Annotated in this window: 17 protein-coding genes; 9 read left to right on the forward strand and 8 right to left on the reverse strand. The window is 44.2% G+C overall.

Going from position 1 to position 20,575, the window contains the following annotated elements:
- Positions 1-37 precede the first annotated feature (37 nt).
- The 9 genes from BHV83_RS15385 (at position 38) to BHV83_RS15425 (ending at position 13,073) form a co-directional block, all read left to right on the forward strand.
- Complete coding sequence (locus BHV83_RS15385; RefSeq protein ID WP_286757718.1) at positions 38-1,120, forward strand: AAA family ATPase; 1,083 nt, start codon at positions 38-40, stop codon at positions 1,118-1,120.
- 217 nt (positions 1,121-1,337) lie between these two features.
- Positions 1,338-4,328, forward strand: a complete 2,991-nt coding sequence (locus BHV83_RS15390; RefSeq protein ID WP_286757730.1) for a SusC/RagA family TonB-linked outer membrane protein — start codon at positions 1,338-1,340, stop codon at positions 4,326-4,328.
- A gap of 21 nt (positions 4,329-4,349) precedes the next feature.
- Complete coding sequence (locus BHV83_RS15395) at positions 4,350-5,936, forward strand: RagB/SusD family nutrient uptake outer membrane protein (protein WP_122115299.1); 1,587 nt, start codon at positions 4,350-4,352, stop codon at positions 5,934-5,936.
- Positions 5,937-6,150: 214 nt separating this feature from the next.
- Complete coding sequence (locus tag BHV83_RS15400) at positions 6,151-7,320, forward strand: site-specific integrase (RefSeq protein WP_005651174.1); 1,170 nt, start codon at positions 6,151-6,153, stop codon at positions 7,318-7,320.
- Positions 7,321-7,566: 246 nt separating this feature from the next.
- Positions 7,567-8,847, forward strand: coding sequence for a replication-associated recombination protein A (locus BHV83_RS15405; RefSeq protein ID WP_286757719.1), 1,281 nt, complete (start codon positions 7,567-7,569; stop codon positions 8,845-8,847).
- A 181-nt stretch (positions 8,848-9,028) separates the two neighbouring features.
- Positions 9,029-10,096 carry a 3-phosphoserine/phosphohydroxythreonine transaminase gene (gene serC, locus BHV83_RS15410; RefSeq protein WP_005648320.1) on the forward strand — a complete coding sequence of 356 codons (1,068 nt, stop codon included), beginning with the start codon at positions 9,029-9,031 and terminating at the stop codon, positions 10,094-10,096.
- Positions 10,097-10,098: 2 nt separating this feature from the next.
- Entirely contained in the window at positions 10,099-11,022 is a 924-nt protein-coding gene (locus tag BHV83_RS15415; protein ID WP_005641308.1) for an NAD(P)-dependent oxidoreductase, read from the forward strand.
- A 16-nt stretch (positions 11,023-11,038) separates the two neighbouring features.
- Entirely contained in the window at positions 11,039-12,286 is a 1,248-nt protein-coding gene (locus BHV83_RS15420; protein ID WP_286757720.1) for a DUF1015 domain-containing protein, read from the forward strand.
- Positions 12,287-12,446: 160 nt separating this feature from the next.
- Positions 12,447-13,073 (forward strand): HAD family hydrolase, encoded by a 627-nt coding sequence (locus BHV83_RS15425; protein ID WP_005641304.1) that lies wholly within the window; start codon positions 12,447-12,449, stop codon positions 13,071-13,073.
- Positions 13,074-13,752: 679 nt separating this feature from the next.
- On the opposite strand, the gene galE is transcribed toward BHV83_RS15425, so the two are convergent.
- The 8 genes from galE to BHV83_RS15465 all read right to left on the reverse strand — a co-directional run bounded on the left by galE (position 13,753) and on the right by BHV83_RS15465 (position 20,484).
- The gene (galE, locus tag BHV83_RS15430) at positions 13,753-14,793 is read right to left on the reverse strand and encodes a UDP-glucose 4-epimerase GalE (protein ID WP_005648314.1); all 1,041 of its coding nucleotides are present in this window, start codon (positions 14,791-14,793) and stop codon (positions 13,753-13,755) included.
- Between the two features lie 128 nt (positions 14,794-14,921).
- The gene (gene rsxA, locus BHV83_RS15435) at positions 14,922-15,494 is read right to left on the reverse strand and encodes an electron transport complex subunit RsxA (RefSeq protein WP_005641298.1); all 573 of its coding nucleotides are present in this window, start codon (positions 15,492-15,494) and stop codon (positions 14,922-14,924) included.
- A gap of 13 nt (positions 15,495-15,507) precedes the next feature.
- On the reverse strand, positions 15,508-16,092 hold the full coding sequence (locus BHV83_RS15440) for an RnfABCDGE type electron transport complex subunit E (protein ID WP_005641296.1): 585 nt from the start codon (positions 16,090-16,092) through the stop codon (positions 15,508-15,510).
- Positions 16,085-16,729 (reverse strand): RnfABCDGE type electron transport complex subunit G, encoded by a 645-nt coding sequence (locus BHV83_RS15445; RefSeq protein ID WP_005641295.1) that lies wholly within the window; start codon positions 16,727-16,729, stop codon positions 16,085-16,087. The genes BHV83_RS15440 and BHV83_RS15445 overlap by 8 nt, the downstream gene beginning before the upstream one ends.
- 2 nt (positions 16,730-16,731) lie before the next feature.
- A complete protein-coding gene (locus tag BHV83_RS15450; protein ID WP_005641293.1) occupies positions 16,732-17,691 on the reverse strand; it encodes an RnfABCDGE type electron transport complex subunit D in 960 nt (319 codons plus the stop codon).
- Between the two features lie 12 nt (positions 17,692-17,703).
- The gene (gene rsxC / locus BHV83_RS15455; protein WP_286757722.1) at positions 17,704-19,035 is read right to left on the reverse strand and encodes an electron transport complex subunit RsxC; all 1,332 of its coding nucleotides are present in this window, start codon (positions 19,033-19,035) and stop codon (positions 17,704-17,706) included.
- A gap of 11 nt (positions 19,036-19,046) precedes the next feature.
- Positions 19,047-20,057 carry a Fe-S cluster domain-containing protein gene (locus tag BHV83_RS15460; RefSeq protein WP_286757724.1) on the reverse strand — a complete coding sequence of 337 codons (1,011 nt, stop codon included), beginning with the start codon at positions 20,055-20,057 and terminating at the stop codon, positions 19,047-19,049.
- A gap of 10 nt (positions 20,058-20,067) precedes the next feature.
- Positions 20,068-20,484 carry a SoxR reducing system RseC family protein gene (locus tag BHV83_RS15465; protein ID WP_005641284.1) on the reverse strand — a complete coding sequence of 139 codons (417 nt, stop codon included), beginning with the start codon at positions 20,482-20,484 and terminating at the stop codon, positions 20,068-20,070.
- Between the last annotated feature and the right edge of the window lie 91 nt (positions 20,485-20,575).

Raw genomic sequence — 20,575 nt, forward strand, 5'->3', positions numbered from 1 at the left:
TTGTTGCTACATTTGTTTAGATATAAAAAATTGTACTATGGAGGCTCCATTTGCACAAAACTTCAAGAATCTCATTAATACCGTTATTATATCTCCACGTCGCTGGGGTAAAACATCTTTGGTAAATAAATGTGCCAAACTTTTGTCAGAAGAGAACAAGAATACACTGGTCTGTCAAGTCGATATTTTTAATTGTAGAACGGAAGAACAATTTTATACGGCCTATGCTAATGCTTTAATGCGGGTATCTACCTCTGCTTGGGAGGAATTTGTAGCAGGAGTAAAAAAATATTTGAGCCGAATGGCACCTACTGTTTCTCTTTCCGAAGGCAGTCAGAGCTATGAATTATCTTTTGGTATCGGTTTTAAAGATAACCGGTTGTCTTATGATGAGATATTAGATTTGCCACAACAGATCGCTAAAGATAAAGGTAAAAAGATCATTGTCTGCATTGATGAATTCCAAAATATCAACGAATATGAAGATTCGCTTGCTTTTCAACGTAAACTTCGTGCTCATTGGCAGACACATACATCTGTTTGCTATTGCCTGTATGGGAGTAAACGTCATATGTTACTGAGTATTTTCAATGACTACAGTATGCCTTTTTACAAATTTGGCGATATCTTATTCTTACAAAAAATAGAACGAAAAGACTGGGTTGCATTTATTTCCCAACGGTTTGCTGATACCGGAAAGCAAATATCGGATGAATTATCTGGTATGATTGCCGATAAAATGAAAAACCATCCGTATTATACTCAGCAATTAAGTCAGCAAACTTGGTTGCGTACATCAAAAGAGTGTTCGGAAGCTATTGTCAATGAGGCGTTCAACAGTTTGATCGGTCAATTGAGCCTGTTGTTTACCAATATAATAGATTCTTTGACTTCCCGTCAAATTAGCTTTTTGATAGCTGTCGCCGATGGAGTGGTTAATTTCTCATCTAAAGACATTTTGAAGCACTATCAATTGGGAACTTCAGCAAATATCAAAAACTTGAAAAAAGCGACACTTGAAAAAGATTTGATCGATATATTGCCTGGCAATACGATAGAAATCCAAGATCCGGCTTTTGAATATTGGCTTAAAAATGTGTATCAGAATCCTGCAAGATAGTTTAATCTACATCAAGAAATCAGGAGGAAACAGGTAGAACTACAGCACAGTTTAGAACTGTTAAGGATGTGGTTGCTACTTTCACTAAACATTTTAACACATTGTTAATCAAATAAATCAGTTTGCTATATATTTAGAATGTTATCTTTTATAGGAGAATGATGATTTAAAAAGATAAATCAAATAATACTTTGATAATCAATAATATAACCATCAACTGAGTTCTGCAAAGACTCTGGTAGTTTCTTTTGTGGGTATGAAAGCCCAGGAAATTGGGGTTAAGCCGAAAGTAAATGTGGTGTTGGAGGGGGATAATCAAATGCTTGATGAAGTGATGATTGTCGCTTATGGTACTGCCAAGAAAAGTGCTTTTACAGGATCTGCTGCAACAATTAAAAGCGAGAAAATCACCTCTCGTCAAACTTCGAACGTTACGAATGCCTTGAGTGGGCAGGTTGCTGGTGTACAGACAACGAGCAATAGTGGACAGCCGGGTAAAGATGCAGAGGTCCGGATTCGGGGTATCGGATCTATTTCTGCCAGCAATAAACCTTTATATGTAGTTGACGGTGTCCCCTATGACGGTGAGATTTCGGCGATCAGCACTTCTGATATCGAATCTATGACTGTATTGAAAGATGCTGCTTCTAATGCATTGTATGGTGCCCGTGGTGCTAATGGTGTAATTTTGATTACGACTAAAAAAGGTAAAAGTGGCGAAGCTCGTGTCAGTCTTGATGCAAAATGGGGTGTGAATAAACGAGGAGTACCTAATTATGAAACAATTAATGACCCTGCTAAATTTTATGAATTGAATTATTCTTCTATTTATAATGCAGACTTGAAAGGTTATGCCGCAGCTGGTGATCTGGCCGGTGCCAATGCATATGCTAATCAAGCTTTGCTTTCCGGAACTTATTTAGGATATCAAGTCTATTCTGTTCCGACAGGAGAACTGTTGATCGGTATGGATGGAAAACTGAATCCGAAAGCTACGCTTGGTTATTCCGATGGAACCTATTATTATATTCCGGATAATTGGTCGGATGAAATTTTCGAAAATAATGTTCGCCAGGAATATAATTTAAGCGTTAGCGGTGCTTCTGACAAAATGAACTATTATATGTCTGCTGGTTATCTGGATGATCAGGGTATCGTCCCTAATTCAGGTTTTCAACGTTATTCAGCTCGTTTGAAGGCGGATTATCAAGTGAAACCGTGGTTGAAGTTGGGTGCTAATGTTTCATTTACTCACTATGATAGCCGTGAGCAGGATACAGAAAGCGGAACTTCAAATGCGAACATATTCTATGCCTCTAATATTATGGGGGCGATATATCCGATGTATATCCGTGATGCACAGGGAAATATAATGACTGATAACCGTGGCTTCCAACGTTATGATTATGGGAAGAAAGGACAAGATACGAATGGATCTCGTAATACTATCCCTAATGCTAACCCGTTGGCCAGCTATATGTTGGACAAGATGAAATATTCCGGAGACGTAGTTAGCGGCAAATGGTTTGCAGATGTTGATATCTGGGGTGGCATCAAGGCCAAGGTGAATATTGGAGTGGATGCCAATAACGTTCGGAATACCGATATGGTGAATCCGTTTTATGGACAATATTCGGAAACGACAGGTGTCGGTGGTTTGATTTCTGTTTCAACCCAACGTACATTCAGTGTTAATCAGCAGTATTTATTGACATACAATAAAACGTTTGATGATGTACACAATCTGGATGTTTTAGCCGGTCATGAAAATTATAACTATAAATACCAATATTTGTATGGCCAGCGTGAAAAACTGTATAACCCGAATGTCCCGGAATTGGATAATGGTATTTCAAATCAGTATAACTCATCTTATTCAAAAGATTATGCGACTGAAGGTTGGTTGTTCCGCGTTCAGTATGATTATGATGGGAAATATTTCGGTTCGGCTTCTTATCGTCGTGATGCTTCTTCTTGCTTCCATCCGGATAATCGTTGGGGTAACTTTTGGTCTGTCGGTGCAGGTTGGTTATTGAATAAAGAAGCTTTCCTGGAAAATCAAAGTTGGATTAATATGTTGAAGTTTAAAATCAGTTACGGTTTGCAGGGAAATGACAATTTGATGTATCAAGGTGGTTTGTATCGCAACTACTATCCGTATCAGGATCAGTTTACTTTGGCAAACAGTAATGGAGATTTCTCAACTTCTCTATATTATAAAGGAAATAAAGATATCACATGGGAAACTTCTCACAGTTTTAATACCGGTTTTGACTTTACGTTCTGGGGAGGCAAACTGAGTGGTTCTGCAGAGTACTTCTCTCGTAAGACTACGGATATGCTTTATTTCAAACCGGTTGCGGCTTCGATGGGATATTCCCGTTTTCCGGAAAATGTCGGTTCTATGGTGAACCGTGGTGTTGAAATCGATTTGAATTCGAATATTATCGAAACAAAAGATTTCTCATGGAGCGTAAATTTGAATTTGACTCATTTCAAAAACAAAGTGTTGGAGCTGGCGCCTGAGCTGAATGGCCAGATGATTGATGCAGGTCGTATCTATCGCGAAGATGAATCAATGTTTCAGCTTTATTTACCGAAGTATGCCGGTGTAAATCCTGAAACGGGAGAAAGCCAGTGGGCTTTGTTGAAGCCGGATGCTGAGGGCAACACGGTTACGACTTCTTATTCCACTGCTACAGAAAACCGTTTTGCGACAGGAGATATCCTTCCTAAAGTATATGGAGGATTCGGTACAAGTTTTACGGCATACGGTTTTGACTTGTCGCTCTCATTTGCCTATCAGCTAGGTGGCCGTATTTTAGACTACACATATCAGGAAATGATGAGCCCGGCTGCTACGGGTAGTGCTTTGCATAAAGACATGCTGAATGTATGGACTTCCGAGAACAAGAATACGGATGTTCCCCGTATGAATGTAAATGATAAATATACAAACCGGTTGTCCGATCGCTTTTTGACAAGCTCTGATTATCTGAGCCTTCAAAATATAACATTTGGCTATACTCTGCCGAAAAACCTGACTCGTAAATTACAGATTGAAGGCGTGCGTTTGTACTTTGTTGCAGATAACGTCGCATTGTTGACTGCCCGCAAAGGGCTGGATCCGCGTCAAGGTTATGTCGCTTCTGATAATGTTTATTCGCCGATCCGTACAATTTCGGGGGGTATATCATTGAATTTCTAATCCGTTAAATTGTTTTTGAATATGAAATTAACAAACAAATATATGATGTTCGCAACAGCCGCCCTGTTGCTGGCATCTTGCGATTTGGATAAATATCCTGAAGGTCAATATGTTTCTGACAATCAGAAAGAAGAAACGATCAAGGACAGACCTAATTTGGTCACGGCCGAAGTAAATGCCATGGCTGCTAAATTGAATGCTTACGGAACGATTTCCGATGATGCGACAACCTATCATAATGATTATGGAGTCCCGGCTGTCTCTATGGCGTTGGAGTCTGGAGGACAGGATCTTGTAGCACTGGTTACAGGATATAACTGGTTCAATACTTCTCAGAATTATTCAGACCGTGTTTATGACAGTTCTACAGATGAACTGATTTGGAAAACTTTTTATAATCATCTGAAGGCCGCAAATAGTGTATTGAGCTTGATTGATCCTGCTACAGAAGATGCTTCTTTGAAAATCTATCGTGGTCAGGCTTTGGCAGCTCGTGCATACGACTATTTGAATCTGGTTCAGATTTATCAGTTTACTTATGCAGGTCATGAAAATGCTTTGGCTGTTCCCATTGTAACGGAAAAGATGTCTGACGAAGAAATGCAGAACAATCCGCGTGCTACTGTCCAGCAGGTATATGATCAGATTATGAGCGATTTGAATCAGGCAGCAGAATTGTTGGCCGGTTTTGATAATGGAGCGAATAAAGACCAATTGGATGAAGCGGTCGTATATGGCTTGCGTGCCCGTGCCAATCTGTTGATGCAGAAATGGGCTGATGCAGCAAAAGATGCAGAAAGAGCTATTGCCGGCGGAACACCGCAATCATTGGCAGAAGTATCTACTCCGACATTTAATTCTGCTACTGCAAATTCTTGGTTATGGGGTGTCATGATCACTCCGGATAATGATGTTGTACAAACCGGTATTATAAACTGGCCTTCTCATTTGTGTTCTTTTACGGGGAATGGATATACTTCAGGTGTTCCTGACGGATACAGAAAAGTGAATACGGATTTATATGACCAGATTCCGGATACTGATATTCGTAAACAATGGTTTTTGTCTCCGGATAGCACATCTTCGTTGATAGACAACGAAACGATAGAAGGATCTTCTATTGTTGAGTATTTCGGTCTTGAACCATATGTAAATACTAAGTTCGGTGCTTATCAGAGTGTGTTTGGGAACACGACTAATGCTTCGGATTGGCCGTTGATGCGTGTGGAAGAAATGTATTTGATTAAAGCGGAAGCTGAAGCAATGAGTGGAAATCTGGCGGCAGGTAAATCTACATTGGAAAACTTCGTGCAAGCCTATCGCGACCCTTCTTTTGTTAGTAAAGCTACTTCGCCACAGCAATTTCAAGATGAAGTCTGGCTGCAGCGTCGTATGGAACTTTGGGGCGAAGGTCATTCGTTGTTCGACCTTTTACGCTTAAAGAAGCCGGTTATACGTAAAAATACGAATTATCATGCTTCCGTACAGTTTAATTTGGAGCCGGAATCCCAGATAATGATCTACCGTATTCCGCAATGTGAAATGGAGACCAATACAGGTATTTCTGATGCAGATAATAATCCGGCGGCTCCACAACCTGCTTTATAAAAGAAATAAGGTTTATATCCGGAAAAGGAATGAAGAGGCGTGTTCAAAAAACACGCCTCTTTTTTTGTCTCTGTCCGGGCTTTTGCAGGATAGCTTTGCTGATAGTTGTTCTTCTATTGAAACATGAAATATAACAAACTTTTAGTTTGTCTCATACGAAACAAAGAACTTATTATTGTTCCTTCGTGTTCTCATTCAGAAAATAATGTATATCATGGAAAAAGTTATTTACAATCTGGTGTTCAATCGGAAAAAGCGGTTGAATGCAGAAGGAAAGGCTTTGATTCAGGTAGAGGCTTACCTGAATAGGCAAAAGAAGTATTTCTCAACGAAAATCTATGTTAAGCCCACACAATGGGATAGCAAGAGAAAAGCTGTGAGGAACCATCCCAATATGGATGAACTCAATCAGTACATTGAGGATTATATTACTTATTTGGAACGGATCGAATTAGATATGGTCCAAAGCGGACGTCCGTTTTCTTTGAAGTATTTGAGGGAAAGGGGAGATTTTGAATCCGTCTCTTCCTCTTTTGTCTCTTTTATGAAAAATGAGATCAATCATAGTAACTTAAGACTTTCCACATTGAAGAACCATTTATCCACTTTGCAGGTTTTGTGCCAGTATCAGCCACAAGTCTCTTTTGATGATCTTACCTTTAATTTCCTTTGTGGTTTTGAACATTTTCTTCTTGAGCAAAAGTACCACCGGAATACGATTGCCAAGCATATGAAGCATCTGAAAAGATATGTCAACCTGGCGATTAATAAGGATTTGTTTGAATTGCAGAAATATCCTTTTCGTAAGTATAAGATTAAATATATGGAGAGCAAGCGTGGTCATCTGACACCTGAGGAATTGGGAAGGTTGGAGAATATCGCTCCTAAATTGCAACGAACGCTCAGACGGACGCTCGATATGTTCCTTTTCAGCTGCTATACCGGGCTGCGCTTTTCCGATATTGTCAATATACGACCGGATAATTTTCATCTGATCGATGATAAGTTATGGCTGGTCTATTCATCGGTCAAGACGGATGTGAACGTCCGGCTTCCTTTGTTTCTGCTATTCGACGGAAAAGCTCTTGCTGTTTATGAACGCTATTGCAAGCGTTATTCAAGAACGTTGTTTGGAGTTTCTGTTTCGGCAAACTCGAATGTAAATAAACAGTTGAAAAGGATTTGCCGGCTGGCGGAAATAGATAAAAGGTTGTCTTTCCACATGGCACGCCATACCAACGCTACCTTATTATTATATAATGGAGCGAATATCACGACAGTCCAGAAGTTGCTGGGGCATAAAAGTGTACGGACAACGGAAATCTACAGTGATATTATGGATATGACTGTTATACGTGATCTGGAAAATATCACATTGAAATAAAATAAGGTAATAGATACGGGGGCAGTGCATTCTCTGATACACACTGCCCTGATCTTTCATGATTTTATTCAGTGCCCAAGAGTTATAAATATGACAAAATGTTATCTTATTATGGTTTTTATGGCTGTTTATTGCTATGTATGCTTACTTTTTATCATATTTTCTGTTGTCAAACATTAAAATAGCCTTGAATTTTTACTGTATTTATACTTTGAAAAGTAAATAAAATATGCGACTTTTGTTGGCATGATGAGTCAACCGTTAGCAGAGAGATTACGTCCGAAAACGTTGGACGATTATATCGGGCAGAAACACCTGGTTGGTCCGGGGGCTGTCCTTAGAAAGATGATTGATGCGGGTCGTGTCCCCTCTTTTATATTGTGGGGACCTCCGGGAGTAGGAAAGACTACGCTGGCGCAGATTATTTCGAATAAGCTGGAAGCTCCGTTCTACACGTTGAGCGCAATCAGTTCAGGAGTGAAAGATGTGCGGGAAGTGATAGAAAAGGCAAAAGGCAATCGCTTTTTCAATACCGTTTCACCGATCCTGTTTATTGACGAAATACATCGCTTTAGCAAGTCGCAGCAGGATTCCCTGCTCAATGCTGTAGAGACAGGTGTGGTAACCTTGATCGGAGCCACGACAGAGAATCCCTCGTTCGAGGTCATCCGTCCGTTGCTTTCCCGCTGCCAGGTATATGTTTTGAAATCATTGGAGAAATCTGATCTGTTGACCTTGTTGAATAAGGCGGTTACCGAAGATATCATATTGAAGGATATGAATATCGTGTTGGCCGAGACGGACGCCATGTTGCGTTATTCCGGTGGCGATGCACGGAAACTGCTGAATATCCTGGAGCTTGTCGTTGCTGCGGAAGAAGGAAATGAAAAGATTGAAATAACAGATGAAAAGGTGGTGGAGCGCTTGCAGGAAAATCCGGCGGCGTACGATAAAGGAGGGGAGATGCATTATGACATCATATCCGCTTTTATCAAATCCATTCGCGGAAGTGATCCGGATGCCGCTGTCTATTGGCTGGCTCGTATGGTTGCCGGTGGCGAAGATCCGGAATTTATAGCCCGCCGTCTGGTTATTTCAGCATCGGAAGATATCGGATTAGCGAATCCGAATGCTCTGTTGTTGGCAAATGCGTGTTTTGATGCCTTGAAGAAAATCGGCTGGCCTGAAGGACGGATCATTTTGGCGGAAACGACCGTTTATCTGGCATGCAGTCCTAAAAGCAATTCGGCTTATATGGCGATTAATGATGCGTTAGAGTTGGTGAACCGTACAGGAAACTTGCCTGTTCCCCTTCATTTGCGAAATGCACCGACAAAATTGATGGCGGAGCTGAATTACGGAAAAGATTACAAATATGCGCACGATTATGAAAATCATTTTGTCAAGCAAGAGTTCCTTCCAAAGGAGATTTTAAACGAACGGCTGTGGAAAGGACAGGAAAATCCGTCCGAACACAAACTAATTGAACAGATGAGGCGTTTGTGGGGGGATAGATATCAGAATTGACAATTGATAATAGACAATTGGCAATTGGGGAATAAGTGTAATTGATAAAGATAATTATCATGTCGTTTTGCTAATAATTATCAATCATCGATTGTCAATTGTCAATTTATTTTGTACATTAGCCGCCTGTTTTTGGGAAATTAGTTACTTAAATTATATTTAACATTAAAAAAACATTGGTATGAAGAAGCACAATTTTTATGCAGGTCCCTCTATCTTGAGCGAGTATACAATTAAAAATACGGCCGCTGCAGTAGAGAATTTTGCGGGTATGGGTTTATCTCTTCTTGAAATCTCCCACAGAAGTAAAGAATTCGTTGCCGTGAACGATGAGGCGCGTGCGCTGATCAAAGAATTGCTGGATGTTCCTGCTGGCTATGAGGTTGTTTTCCTGGGTGGAGGTGCAAGCATGCAGTTCTGTATGGTTCCTTACAACCTGTTGAATAAGAAAGCTTCTTATTTAGATACCGGTACATGGTCGTCCAAAGCCATCAAGGAAGCTAAGCTCTTCGGGGAAGTCGAGGTTGTGGCATCTTCTAAAGATAAAAACTATACATATATTCCGAAAGATTATACGATTGCCGACGATGCGGATTATTTCCATATTACAACCAATAATACGATTTACGGAACGGAAACTCGCAAAGATCCGGATGTGAAACAACGTTTGGTCGCCGATATGTCGTCCGATATTTTCTCCCGTCCGATCGATGTATCCAAATATGACATTATCTATGCCGGGGCACAGAAGAATCTGGCTCCTGCCGGTGTGACGTTGGCTATTGTTCGTGTGGATGCTTTGGGACATGTGGAACGCCCGATCCCGACAATGTTGAACTATAAGACTCATGTGGACAAGGATTCCATGTTTAACACTCCTCCCGTGCTGCCGATCTATGCTGCGTTGCAGACATTGAAATGGTATAAGGAACAGGGCGGTGTTGCCGCTATGGAAAAGAAGGACATGGAAAATGCCGCTATCCTGTATGATGAAATCGATCGTAACAAGTTGTTCAGAGGGACTGTTGCAGCCGAAGACCGTTCTATCATGAATGTATGTTTCGTGATGAATGACGAGTATAAGGAACTGGAAGACGAATTCAGCAAATTTGCTGCGGCTGCCGGTATGGTCGGTATCAAGGGACACCGCTCTGTCGGTGGTTTCCGTGCCTCACTGTACAACGCAATGCCTAAGAGCAGCGTTGAAGCTTTGGTTGCATGTATGAAGGATTTTGAAAAACAGCATTGATTATGGCAAAGATATTAGTAGCAACAGATAAACCTTTCGCAGCGATAGCTGTGAAAGGTATCCGCGAAGTAGTGGAAGGGGCAGGCGATGAACTGATCCTGTTGGAAAAATACGGTGAAAAGGCCAAACTGCTGGAGGCAGTCAAGGATGTGGATGCAATCATTATCCGCAGTGACGTGATCGATGCCGAAGTGCTGGATGCCGCCAAGCAGTTGAAGATAGTGGTTCGTGCCGGAGCCGGTTACGATAACGTCGACCTGGCTGCTGCGACAGCTCATAATGTTTGTGTGATGAATACACCGGGGCAGAACTCCAATGCCGTTGCCGAATTGGCTTTCGGAATGATGGTAATGGCTGTCCGCAACTTCTATAACGGAACATCGGGAACAGAATTGAAAGGAAAGAAATTGGGAATCCACGCATACGGCAACGTAGGTCGCAATGTGGCCCGTATCGCAAAAGGTTTCGGAATGGAAATCTATGCATTCGATGCTTTCTGTCCGGCTTCGGCCATTGAAGCGGATGGTGTGAAACCGGTCGCTTCACCGGAAGAACTCTATGCTACCTGCGATATCGTTTCTTTGCATATTCCCGCAACTGCCGAAACAAAGAACTCCATCAATTACGCTCTGGTCGGCAAGATGCCGAAAGGGGGCCTGTTGGTCAATACAGCCCGTAAGGAAGTGATCAACGAAGCCGAACTGATCAAGTTGATGGAAGAACGCGCAGACTTGAAATATGTAACCGACATCATGCCCGTAGCCAACGAAGAGTTTGCCGCCAAGTTTGCCGGCCGCTATTTCTCCACTCCTAAAAAGATGGGTGCACAGACTGCCGAAGCCAATATCAATGCCGGTATTGCCGCTGCCAAGCAGATCGAAGGCTTCCTGAAAGAAGGATGTGAAAAATTCAGAGTAAATAAATAGATTTATCTAAATTATCATGGCACGAATTAAACCTTTCAAAGGAATCCGTCCTCCTAAAGATTTGATCGAACAAGTGGCTTCCCGTCCTTACGATGTGTTGAACTCGGAAGAGGCACGCGAAGAAGCGAAGGGAAATGAAAAATCATTATATCATATCATCAAACCGGAGATCGACTTTCCGGTCGGGACGGATGAACACGATCCTGTCGTTTATCTGAAAGCTGCCGCCAATTTCCGGATGTTCCAGGAAAAGGGCTGGTTGGTGCAGGATAAGGAGGAATGTTACTATGTGTATGCCCAGACCATGAACGGCAAGACACAATACGGCTTGGTTGTCGGTGCGTATGTGCCCGATTATATGAATGGCGTTATCAAGAAGCATGAGTTGACACGGCGTGACAAGGAGGAGGACCGCATGAAGCATGTCCGGGTGAATAATGCCAATATCGAACCGGTGTTCTTTGCTTATCCCGACAATGCCGAACTGGACCAGATTGTCGCCAAATATACATCCCGCAATCCGGAATATGACTTCGTCGCGAAAGACGACGGTTTCGGCCATACGTTCTGGATCATTGACGAGCCGGCTGATATTGCCCGCATCACGGAACTGTTCGGCGAAATGCCTTCCCTGTATATTGCCGACGGCCATCACCGTTCCGCCGCCGCCGCCCTGGTCGGTGCGGAGAAAGCTAGACAGAACGCGGCTCATAAAGGGGACGAGGAGTATAACTATTTTATGGCTGTCTGTTTCCCGGCAAACCAGTTGACGATTATCGACTATAACCGTGTGGTGAAAGACTTGAACGGCTTGTCGGAAGAGGAATTTCTGGCTAAATTGGAAAAGAACTTCGTCGTGGAAGAAAAGGGCGCGGATATTTATAAACCGGCAGCTTTGCATAATTTCTCCCTCTATTTGGCAGGAAAATGGTATTCGTTGACAGCCAAGCAAGGTACATACAACGATAACGATCCGATCGGTGTCCTGGATGTGACGATCTCTTCCAACCTGATTTTAGATGAGATTCTGGGCATAAAAGATCTTCGTTCGGATAAACGCATCGATTTCGTAGGCGGTATCCGTGGGCTGGGAGAATTGCAGCGTCGTGTGGACAGTGGCGAGATGAAGGTCGCGTTGGCGCTTTATCCTGTCACCATGAAGCAATTGATGGATATTGCCGATACCGGTAATATCATGCCTCCCAAGACAACCTGGTTCGAACCGAAACTGCGTTCCGGTCTGGTTATCCATAAGCTCGAATAAAATGATTTCACATTCACAAGCCTGCTTGATGCTTGTGTGATGCCGATTTACAGTGAAGGCTGAGTATGCGGAGGGTGATCCCGCCTGCATACGGCCTTCACTTTTTTTATTTGGTTGTTCGGACACTTTTATGTAAGTTTGTGAGTATTACGCAAAGAATATGAAAAGAATCAGAAACATAGTATTTGATCTGGGAGGCGTCTTGATCGACCTGGACCATCACCAGGCTGTAAGCCGATTTGAGGAAATAGGAGTGAAGGATGCAAAACAGTTGCTCGATCCTTATGAGCAGAAAGGCTTTTTCCTTGAACTGGAGAATGGAAAGATCGATGTTGATACTTTCTGCCGCAAGTTATGCGAGCATACCGGCAAGCAACTTTCTTATGATGAAATCAAATATGCCTGGATGGGTTTTATTGCCGATGTCCCGCAATACAAGTTGGATTTCCTGTTAGAGCTGCGAAAGAAATATAAGGTTTATTTGTTGAGCAATACGAATCCGATTGTCCAGTCGTGGGCGAGGAGCGAGGCGTTCACCCCCGCCGGTCGTCCTATATCCGCTTATTTCGACAAAATGTATACTTCCTATGAAGTTGGGGTGACGAAGCCGGATGCCGCCATCTTCGACCGGATGATAGAAAATGCCCCGCTTATTCCCGCTGAAACGCTGTTTGTCGACGATGCCAAATCGAATATAGAGGTTGGACAAGGGCTCGGTTTCCACACCTATCAGCCGGAAAACGGAGAGGATTGGCGGGAAGCTGTCCTGAATATACTGGCAAAGTAATCTTTCAGTCTGTTTTTGGGGGAGATGTCTCATGATAAAAAAGCTATAGCCTGTTTCCAAAAAGGTTATAGCTTTTTTCTTGGAAAGCTATGGCTTGTAAACGGAAAACCTATAGCTTTTTGGAGGGCTTGGAACGTTTTTTAGGCCCCCAAATATAGAAAAGGACAATTTGACCGCAATATTTCCCCTACACTTTTTGGAAGCAATAGATTTATGAAAATATTGTATGTGTTTGATAAATAATAGTTTAGATGATTTTTCTAAACCTTTGCCTTTCTTTTCCGTATGGAGGCAGTGCATGCTAAGAGTCAGGCTGTTCAAATGGGGTGGAGGTGTGTGGAGGAGAATGTGTTTTTGTCCGGATTTGGGTTTTTCTTCGTCAGGTAGCTCGTTATTTACCGTTCGTTATTTACCGTTCGCTATTTACAAGGAGTATTGCGGTTGTCGTGTAAGAAAATGAGGCTTGTTTGAAAAAGTGTAGGGGAAATATTGCGGTCAAATTGTCCTTTTGTAGGGATGGTTATTTTCAATATATTGATATACAGTGTGCTGTCTGATGATAAGCTTGTCTTTATACTGTATACACCTTTCCAAGGCTTCTTAATGAAAAAGGGGAGCCGATGGGTTTAATAATAAACTTTGGCCCCCCTTTTTTGTATGGTAACGAGAAATATTCCGATTACATGATACCGCGTTCGCGCAGTCTTTCCTGCCATTTCCAGGCCGAAGCCAATGTGTCGGCCAGTGTTTCTGTCGCTTTCCAGCCTAAAACTTTATTGGCACGTTCGGGATTGGCCCAAACCTTTTCGATGTCACCTTCGCGGCGTCCTACGATTTTGTGCGGGACTTTAACGCCTGTTGCAGCTTCGAATGTGTTGATCAGTTCCAATACGGAAACGCCGTTGCCGGTTCCGAGGTTGAAGATTTCCACATTATCCAGAGACTTGCCACCCAACATGCGGTCCATGGCGATCACGTGAGCCTTAGCCAAGTCGACAACATTGATATAGTCGCGGATGCAGGAACCGTCAGGCGTGTCATAGTCGTCACCGAATACACTCAGCTCTTTGCGGATACCCATAGCAGTCTGTGTCAGATACGGGATCAGGTTCTGAGGAACGCCGTTAGGCAATTCGCCGATCTCTGCTGTCGGATGTGCTCCGATCGGGTTGAAGTAACGCAGGATGATGCTCTTGAAAGGAGCGCCGGCATGGATCGTGTCGCGGATGATCTCTTCGTTGATCTGTTTTGTATTTCCGTATGGAGAAGTAGCCGGTTTGATCGGAGCGTTCTCGGTTACAGGCAGATTCTCAGGGTCAGGCTGCCCGTAAACGGTGCAGGAAGAAGAGAATACAATGCCTTCGATATTGAATTCCGGCATCAGTTCCAACAGGTTCACCAGTGTCACTACGTTGTTGCGGTAGTATTTCAACGGCTGCTGTACGGATTCGCCTACTGCTTTGCTGGCGGCAAACAGGATGATCCCTTTGATTCCCGGATGAGCTTTCAGTGCTTCGCGGGTTCCTTCCTTATCTTTCAAGTCCAGTTTGATGAATTCAGGACGGATGCCTGTGATGCGTTCGATACCGTCCAATACTTCTATATTGGAGTTAGACAGGTCATCGATGATGACAACTTCATAACCTGCGTTCTGCAGTTCTACTGTGGTGTGTGATCCGATGTAACCAGTTCCACCTGCTACTAAAATCTTCTGTTTCATGAGGAGAGAAAATTTATGATTTATGATTTATGAAAGGATTTATGATTTATGATTTATAGCGGCAAGCGGTATTACCTGTTATTATCAAGCAGTATTACTTGTTATTATAAATCATAAATCATAAATCTTTAAACGATCCCCGAGAATCCCATAAACGCCATAGCCAGCAGGCCAGCTGTGATTAGGGCGATCGGGGTTCCTTTCATGCCATCGGGGACATTTGTCATTGCTAATTGTTCTCTGACACCTGCAAAGATAATCAAAGCTAATGCAAATCCAATAGCAATAGAGAATGCATATACTACAGATTCTAATAAATTATACTGTTTCTGGATGACCTGGATGGCGACACCCAACACACAACAGTTTGTCGTGATCAGCGGAAGAAACACTCCTAATGCCTGATAGAGGGCAGGAGAAACTTTCTTCAGGATGATTTCCACCATTTGGACCAGAGCTGCGATAATCAGGATGAAGCTGATGGTCTGCATAAAGCCCAGGCCGAATACATCCAGCACATATTTTTGTACGAGGAAAGTCACGAGTGTCGCAATGGTAAGCACAAATGCAACGGCTGCTCCCATGCCTATTGCTGTATCCACTTTCTTGGATACGCCGAGGAACGGACATATACCCAAGAATTGGGACAATACAACGTTGTTGACGAATACAGCGGCGATAAATATCAATATATATTCCATATCTTACCTTGTTTTATGCTTTACGCAGTTTATTAACAATGGCTATCAGGAATCCCAGTGCGATGAATGCACCCGGAGCCAATACAAAAATCAGCGAGCCGAACTGTTCCGGCATGATTGTCAGGTTGAACAGTTTACCCGTCCCCAACAATTCGCGGATAGCTCCTAACAGTGTCAAGGCAATCGTAAAGCCGAGACCGATACCGATTCCGTCGAAAGCCGAGGCCACGACTCCGTTTTTAGCGGCAAAAGCTTCGGCGCGTCCCAACACGATACAGTTGACGACGATCAACGGGATGAACAATCCCAAACTTGCGTATAAGGCAGGAATAAATGCTTCCATGCACATTTGCACAACCGTTACGAATGTGGCGATTACGACAATGTACCCGGGAATACGGACCATATCCGGGATTACATTTTTCAATGCTGATATGACCATGTTGGAACAGATCAACACGAACATGGTAGCAAGTCCCATACTCATACCATTCATCGCTGAAGAGGTCGTTCCCAATGTCGGACACATACCTAACAGCAATACGAATGTCGGGTTCTCTGTGATGATTCCGTTCATCAATATTTTCAGATTACTCATTGTCGTTTCCTCCCTCTTTAGTTGTGTTATCGGATGATGTGGTTGCTCCGGTCAATCCGTCGGCACCGGAAAAAGCACTGTAGGCGCGGTTCACGGCGTTCAGGAATGCACGGCTGGTAATGGTCGAAGCTGTTATGGCATCGACATCTCCACCGTCTTTGGTTACTTTCAGTTCGCCATCAGACAAATTGCGTCCCAAAACGCTCTGGCGATTTTTGTCCGTACGGAACCATTCTTGCATTTTAGCCCCTAATCCGGGTGTTTCGGCATGTTGCAAGACTGAATAGTTCAGCAGTTTGCCTTCGGTGTCAAAACCGACAATCACGCGGATCTCACCGCCGAACCCTTTCATTGTGTTGCTCTCCACTGCGGCACCGACGAATTTGCCGTCTTGTTTTGCCGGGTAGATTTTCAACGAGTCGCCATCGGCTGTAACTGCCATATAGGCTTCTTCTGTCGGTTTGTTGTCGAATGCCGGAGTGACCGCTTTGATCGCTGCTTCCAGCGCTGCTGCTTTGGTGGCGGCAATCGGACCGGTGGTGTACATATTCACACCTGCTAATATTGCTCCGGCCACTACACAGATGATCGTGAGTGAAAGGAACATATTGGGTAATGTTGATTTTAGTTTTGCCATGCTTATTTCCCTCCGAAATGTTTAGGTTTCATATAACTGTTGATGAGCGGAGTAACTCCATTCATGATGAAGATGGCAAATGACATACCTTCGGGATAAGAACCGAACAGACGGATAACCGTTGTCAGGATACCAATGCCGACACCGTAGACAATCATACCGCTCTTGCTCATCGGCGAAGTCACATAGTCGGTCGCCATGAAGATAGCTCCCAACATCAGACCTCCGGACAACAGATGGACGAACGGGCTTGCGTATTGAACCGGATTCACCAGGTGCATGATACCTGTAAAGACAAATACCGTGACGAAGATGGATACCGGAACGTGCCAGGTGATGATCTTCTTCCATAACATATAGAACATACCTAACAGCAGTGCCAGTGCGCTGACTTCACCAAGGCTACCGCCCATGTTACCGATCAGCATGTCGCTGAGTGTAGGCATTTTGTCGAGTGCACCCTCGTTCATCAGAGAGAGGACGGTTGCCCCTGTTGTTGCATCGGCATAAGATGTCAACTGTCCGACAACGGGCCAGGTGGTCATCTGTGCCGGGAAAGAGATCAGCAGGAAGATGCGTCCTGTCAGTGCAGGGTTGAAAATATTGTTGCCCAGGCCGCCGAACGACATCTTACCGATACCGATGGCTGCCAGCGCACCGATGGCGATGATCCAGATCGGCAGGTTTGACGGCAGGTTGAACGCCAGCAAAACACCGGTCAGGATGGCCGAACCGTCGTAAATGGTCGGTTCCTTTTTCATCAGGAACTTCTGAATCAGATATTCGAACAGGACACAGAAGAAAACCGAGGCTACGGTTACGATTAGCGCACCCAGTCCGAAAAAGTAGAGTGATACCAGGAAAGCCGGAACAAGGGCAATCAGTACACCGTACATATTTTTGCTTATGCTGTCGCCGCCATGAATGTGGGGCGAGGGAGACACGTATAATTTGTTTTCCATATTGCTCTTGTTTTATGACTTTCTTGCACGAATAATACCCATAACTTTGCCTTTACCCAATCGGATCTGGTCTAACAGCGGACGGTGGGCAGGGCAAGTATAACTGCATGAACCGCATTCGATACAGTCCTGAATATAGTTGGCCTCGGCTTTTTCCCAGTCTTTGTAGACGGTGAACTTCATGAGGAAGGCTGGGTTCAATCCCATCGGGCAGACGTTCACGCACTTGGCGCAACGGATACAGTCCTGCATCGGTTTGCGGACAGATTCTTCCTTGGTCAGGAGCAATACGCCGGAACTGCCTTTGGTTACCGGAACTTCGGCGCTTACCAACGCTTTGCCCATCATCGGACCGCCACCGATAATCTTACCCGTGTTTTCGGGAATACCACCGGCTGCTTCGATCAGCGTGTTGATAGGCGTACCCATACGGACCAGGAAGTTCGACGGGTTGGCAACGGCTTTTCCTGTTACGGTCACGACGCGCTCGAACAGAGGTTTGTTCTTCTGGACGGCTTCGTAGACGGCGTAGGCGGTTCCTACGTTCTGTACGACGGCTCCGGCCGAGATAGGCAGGGCGCCGCTCTTTACCTGGCGACGGATCACGGCGTCGATCAGCTGCTTTTCACCTCCTTGCGGATATTGCACTTTCAGCGGCATGATCTCGATTCCGGGATAAGCGGCTGCCAGCTTCGTCAGGTGGGCGATTGCATCGGGTTTATTGTTTTCAATGCCGATAACGGCTTTGTTTACATTTACGGCTTTCATCAGCAATGTGACGCCCACCAATATCTGTTCGCCTTTTTCCATCATCAGGGAATGGTCGGAGGTCAAATAAGGTTCACATTCTACGGCATTGATGATGATGATTTCTGCCTTGCTTCCGGGAGGCGGCATCAGTTTCACCTGTGTCGGGAAAGTGGCTCCCCCCAGACCTACGATACCGGCTGCTGCAATCTTGTCGACGATCTCTTTGGATGACAACGTACAATCTTTTACCAATGCATCGCTGCGGTCGATCGTTTCTTCCCATTCGTCTCCTTCCACATCGATGTAGATGGCCGGACGCTTGTAGCCGCTTGAGTCGAGGGCGTTATCTATTTTGTTTACTTTACCGGATACTGACGAGTGGATATTGGCGGAAACGAAACCACCTGCCTTGGCGACAAGTGTTCCGACTTTAACCAGATCACCCTTCTTGACCACTGCCTGGGCTGGAGCCCCGATGTGCTGACTGAGCGGTATGATTACCTGCTTAGGAGCAGCTAAAGCGGTAATTTTCTTACCGGCAGACAATTTATTTTCGGGCGGATGTATACCTCCGATTCGAAATGTCCTTAGCATACTATTAGATTTTATTTTTGAATTGTTTCTTCTTTTGTTTCAATTTTAGGAGTTTCTGCATTTGGCGTAACGTTTGCTGTTGGAGCTTCTGCCTTCGGAGACTCTTTCTTCGGGGCTTCAGTCTTTGGCGCATCAGCCTTCGGTGCAGCCGGTTTCGGAGCTGTTGCCGGTTTTATTTTGTCGGCGTCCACAGCCGGAGCTGCCTCTTTACGTGGCGGGAAGTTCAATTCGTGGATGGCGCCGGTCGGACATACGGCTACGCACTTGCGGCATAAGCGACATTTTGTGTAATCGATGTAGGCCACGTTGTTTTCTACTGTAATTGCTTCGAACGGGCATTCCTTTGCACATTTGCCACAGCCGATACAAGCGTTGGCGCATGCTTTCTTGGCTACTCCGCCTTTGTCTTTGTTTACGCAGCTGACGAAGACGCGGCGTGATTTGGGGCCCTTCTTACGCAGTTCGATGATGTTTTTCGGGCAAGCTTTTACGCAAGCTCCGCATGAAGTACATTTGTCTTCGTCCACTTCCGGAAGCCCGGTCTTAAGGTTGATGTGGATGGCGTCGAAGTTACATGCAGCCACACAGTCGCCATAACCTAAGCAACCGAATGAACAGCCGGTCTCTCCGCCGTACAAGGTGGAAGCAATCGCACAACTCTGCACACCGTCGTATTGGTTGGTACGCGGACGGGCGGCACACGTTCCGTTGCAGCGGACAACGGCTACCATCGGTTCTGCACTGGCTGCTTCTTTTCCGAGGATGGTGGCTACTTTGCCCATTACAGGTGCTCCGCCTACGGGGCATAACAGGCCGTCCAACGTGTCGGCTTTTACACAAGCCGTAGCAAAACCACCGCATCCGGGATATCCACAACCTCCGCAATTGGCTCCAGGCAATACCTCCTGGACTTGTGCGATACGAGGATCTTCGTATACTTCAAACTTCTTGGAGGCGGCGTATAGAAAAACTGCGCCGATGGCTCCAATCGCTCCTAATGAAATAACGGCAATTAAAATCATGATATGTTTGTCAATTAAGTTTTTTCAAAGTAAATATGAATCGCTTTTTCAGTTTGTCGCGTAAAAAGTATAATATGCAATAATAAGGAACTAAGAGCAGTAATCCGGTTAACCCGCTTGTGGTTTCTTCCCATTGCATACTTGTACCTGTTACAATAGCCGCAAAAACTATGATGAGCGGAAATACAAATGCAAGAAGTACGGCCTGCAGCCCCAGTGAACTTTGTCCGCATAACTGGACTTCTTCATTTATATGGAATTTTCCAGAGTTGTCCGGAACCTCGATGATCTTTTCTTTGCTCTCGGATGCCGTACACATACTTTTCGCATGGCATCCGGAGCAAGCCGATTGTTGGATGATCCTGACATAGACCGTACCGCCGTCGATCTTCTCTATAATCCCATTGTGATTGATACTTTCGCTCATATTTGTAATCTCGACATTGCAAAACCGAGGCAAAAGTACGTATTATTTGGAAATTATGTCACGATTAACAAAGTTTATTATGGAAATAATA

The organism is Parabacteroides sp. merdae-related_45_40 (assembly GCF_001915675.1).

What these genes read in the sequence shown, in the direction of transcription:
- BHV83_RS15385 (WP_286757718.1), top strand. Translation starts at nt 38, where the DNA reads ATGGAGGCTCCATTTGCACAAAACTTCAAGAATCTCATTAATACCGTT.
- BHV83_RS15395 (WP_122115299.1), top strand. Translation starts at nt 4,350, where the DNA reads ATGAAATTAACAAACAAATATATGATGTTCGCAACAGCCGCCCTGTTG.
- BHV83_RS15400 (WP_005651174.1), top strand. Translation starts at nt 6,151, where the DNA reads ATGGAAAAAGTTATTTACAATCTGGTGTTCAATCGGAAAAAGCGGTTG.
- BHV83_RS15405 (WP_286757719.1), top strand. Translation starts at nt 7,567, where the DNA reads ATGATGAGTCAACCGTTAGCAGAGAGATTACGTCCGAAAACGTTGGAC.
- serC (WP_005648320.1), top strand. Translation starts at nt 9,029, where the DNA reads ATGAAGAAGCACAATTTTTATGCAGGTCCCTCTATCTTGAGCGAGTAT.
- BHV83_RS15415 (WP_005641308.1), top strand. Translation starts at nt 10,099, where the DNA reads ATGGCAAAGATATTAGTAGCAACAGATAAACCTTTCGCAGCGATAGCT.
- BHV83_RS15420 (WP_286757720.1), top strand. Translation starts at nt 11,039, where the DNA reads ATGGCACGAATTAAACCTTTCAAAGGAATCCGTCCTCCTAAAGATTTG.
- BHV83_RS15425 (WP_005641304.1), top strand. Translation starts at nt 12,447, where the DNA reads ATGAAAAGAATCAGAAACATAGTATTTGATCTGGGAGGCGTCTTGATC.
- galE (WP_005648314.1), bottom strand. Translation starts at nt 14,793, where the DNA reads ATGAAACAGAAGATTTTAGTAGCAGGTGGAACTGGTTACATCGGATCA.
- rsxA (WP_005641298.1), bottom strand. Translation starts at nt 15,494, where the DNA reads ATGGAATATATATTGATATTTATCGCCGCTGTATTCGTCAACAACGTT.
- BHV83_RS15440 (WP_005641296.1), bottom strand. Translation starts at nt 16,092, where the DNA reads ATGAGTAATCTGAAAATATTGATGAACGGAATCATCACAGAGAACCCG.
- BHV83_RS15445 (WP_005641295.1), bottom strand. Translation starts at nt 16,729, where the DNA reads ATGGCAAAACTAAAATCAACATTACCCAATATGTTCCTTTCACTCACG.
- BHV83_RS15450 (WP_005641293.1), bottom strand. Translation starts at nt 17,691, where the DNA reads ATGGAAAACAAATTATACGTGTCTCCCTCGCCCCACATTCATGGCGGC.
- rsxC (WP_286757722.1), bottom strand. Translation starts at nt 19,035, where the DNA reads ATGCTAAGGACATTTCGAATCGGAGGTATACATCCGCCCGAAAATAAA.
- BHV83_RS15460 (WP_286757724.1), bottom strand. Translation starts at nt 20,057, where the DNA reads ATGATTTTAATTGCCGTTATTTCATTAGGAGCGATTGGAGCCATCGGC.
- BHV83_RS15465 (WP_005641284.1), bottom strand. Translation starts at nt 20,484, where the DNA reads ATGAGCGAAAGTATCAATCACAATGGGATTATAGAGAAGATCGACGGC.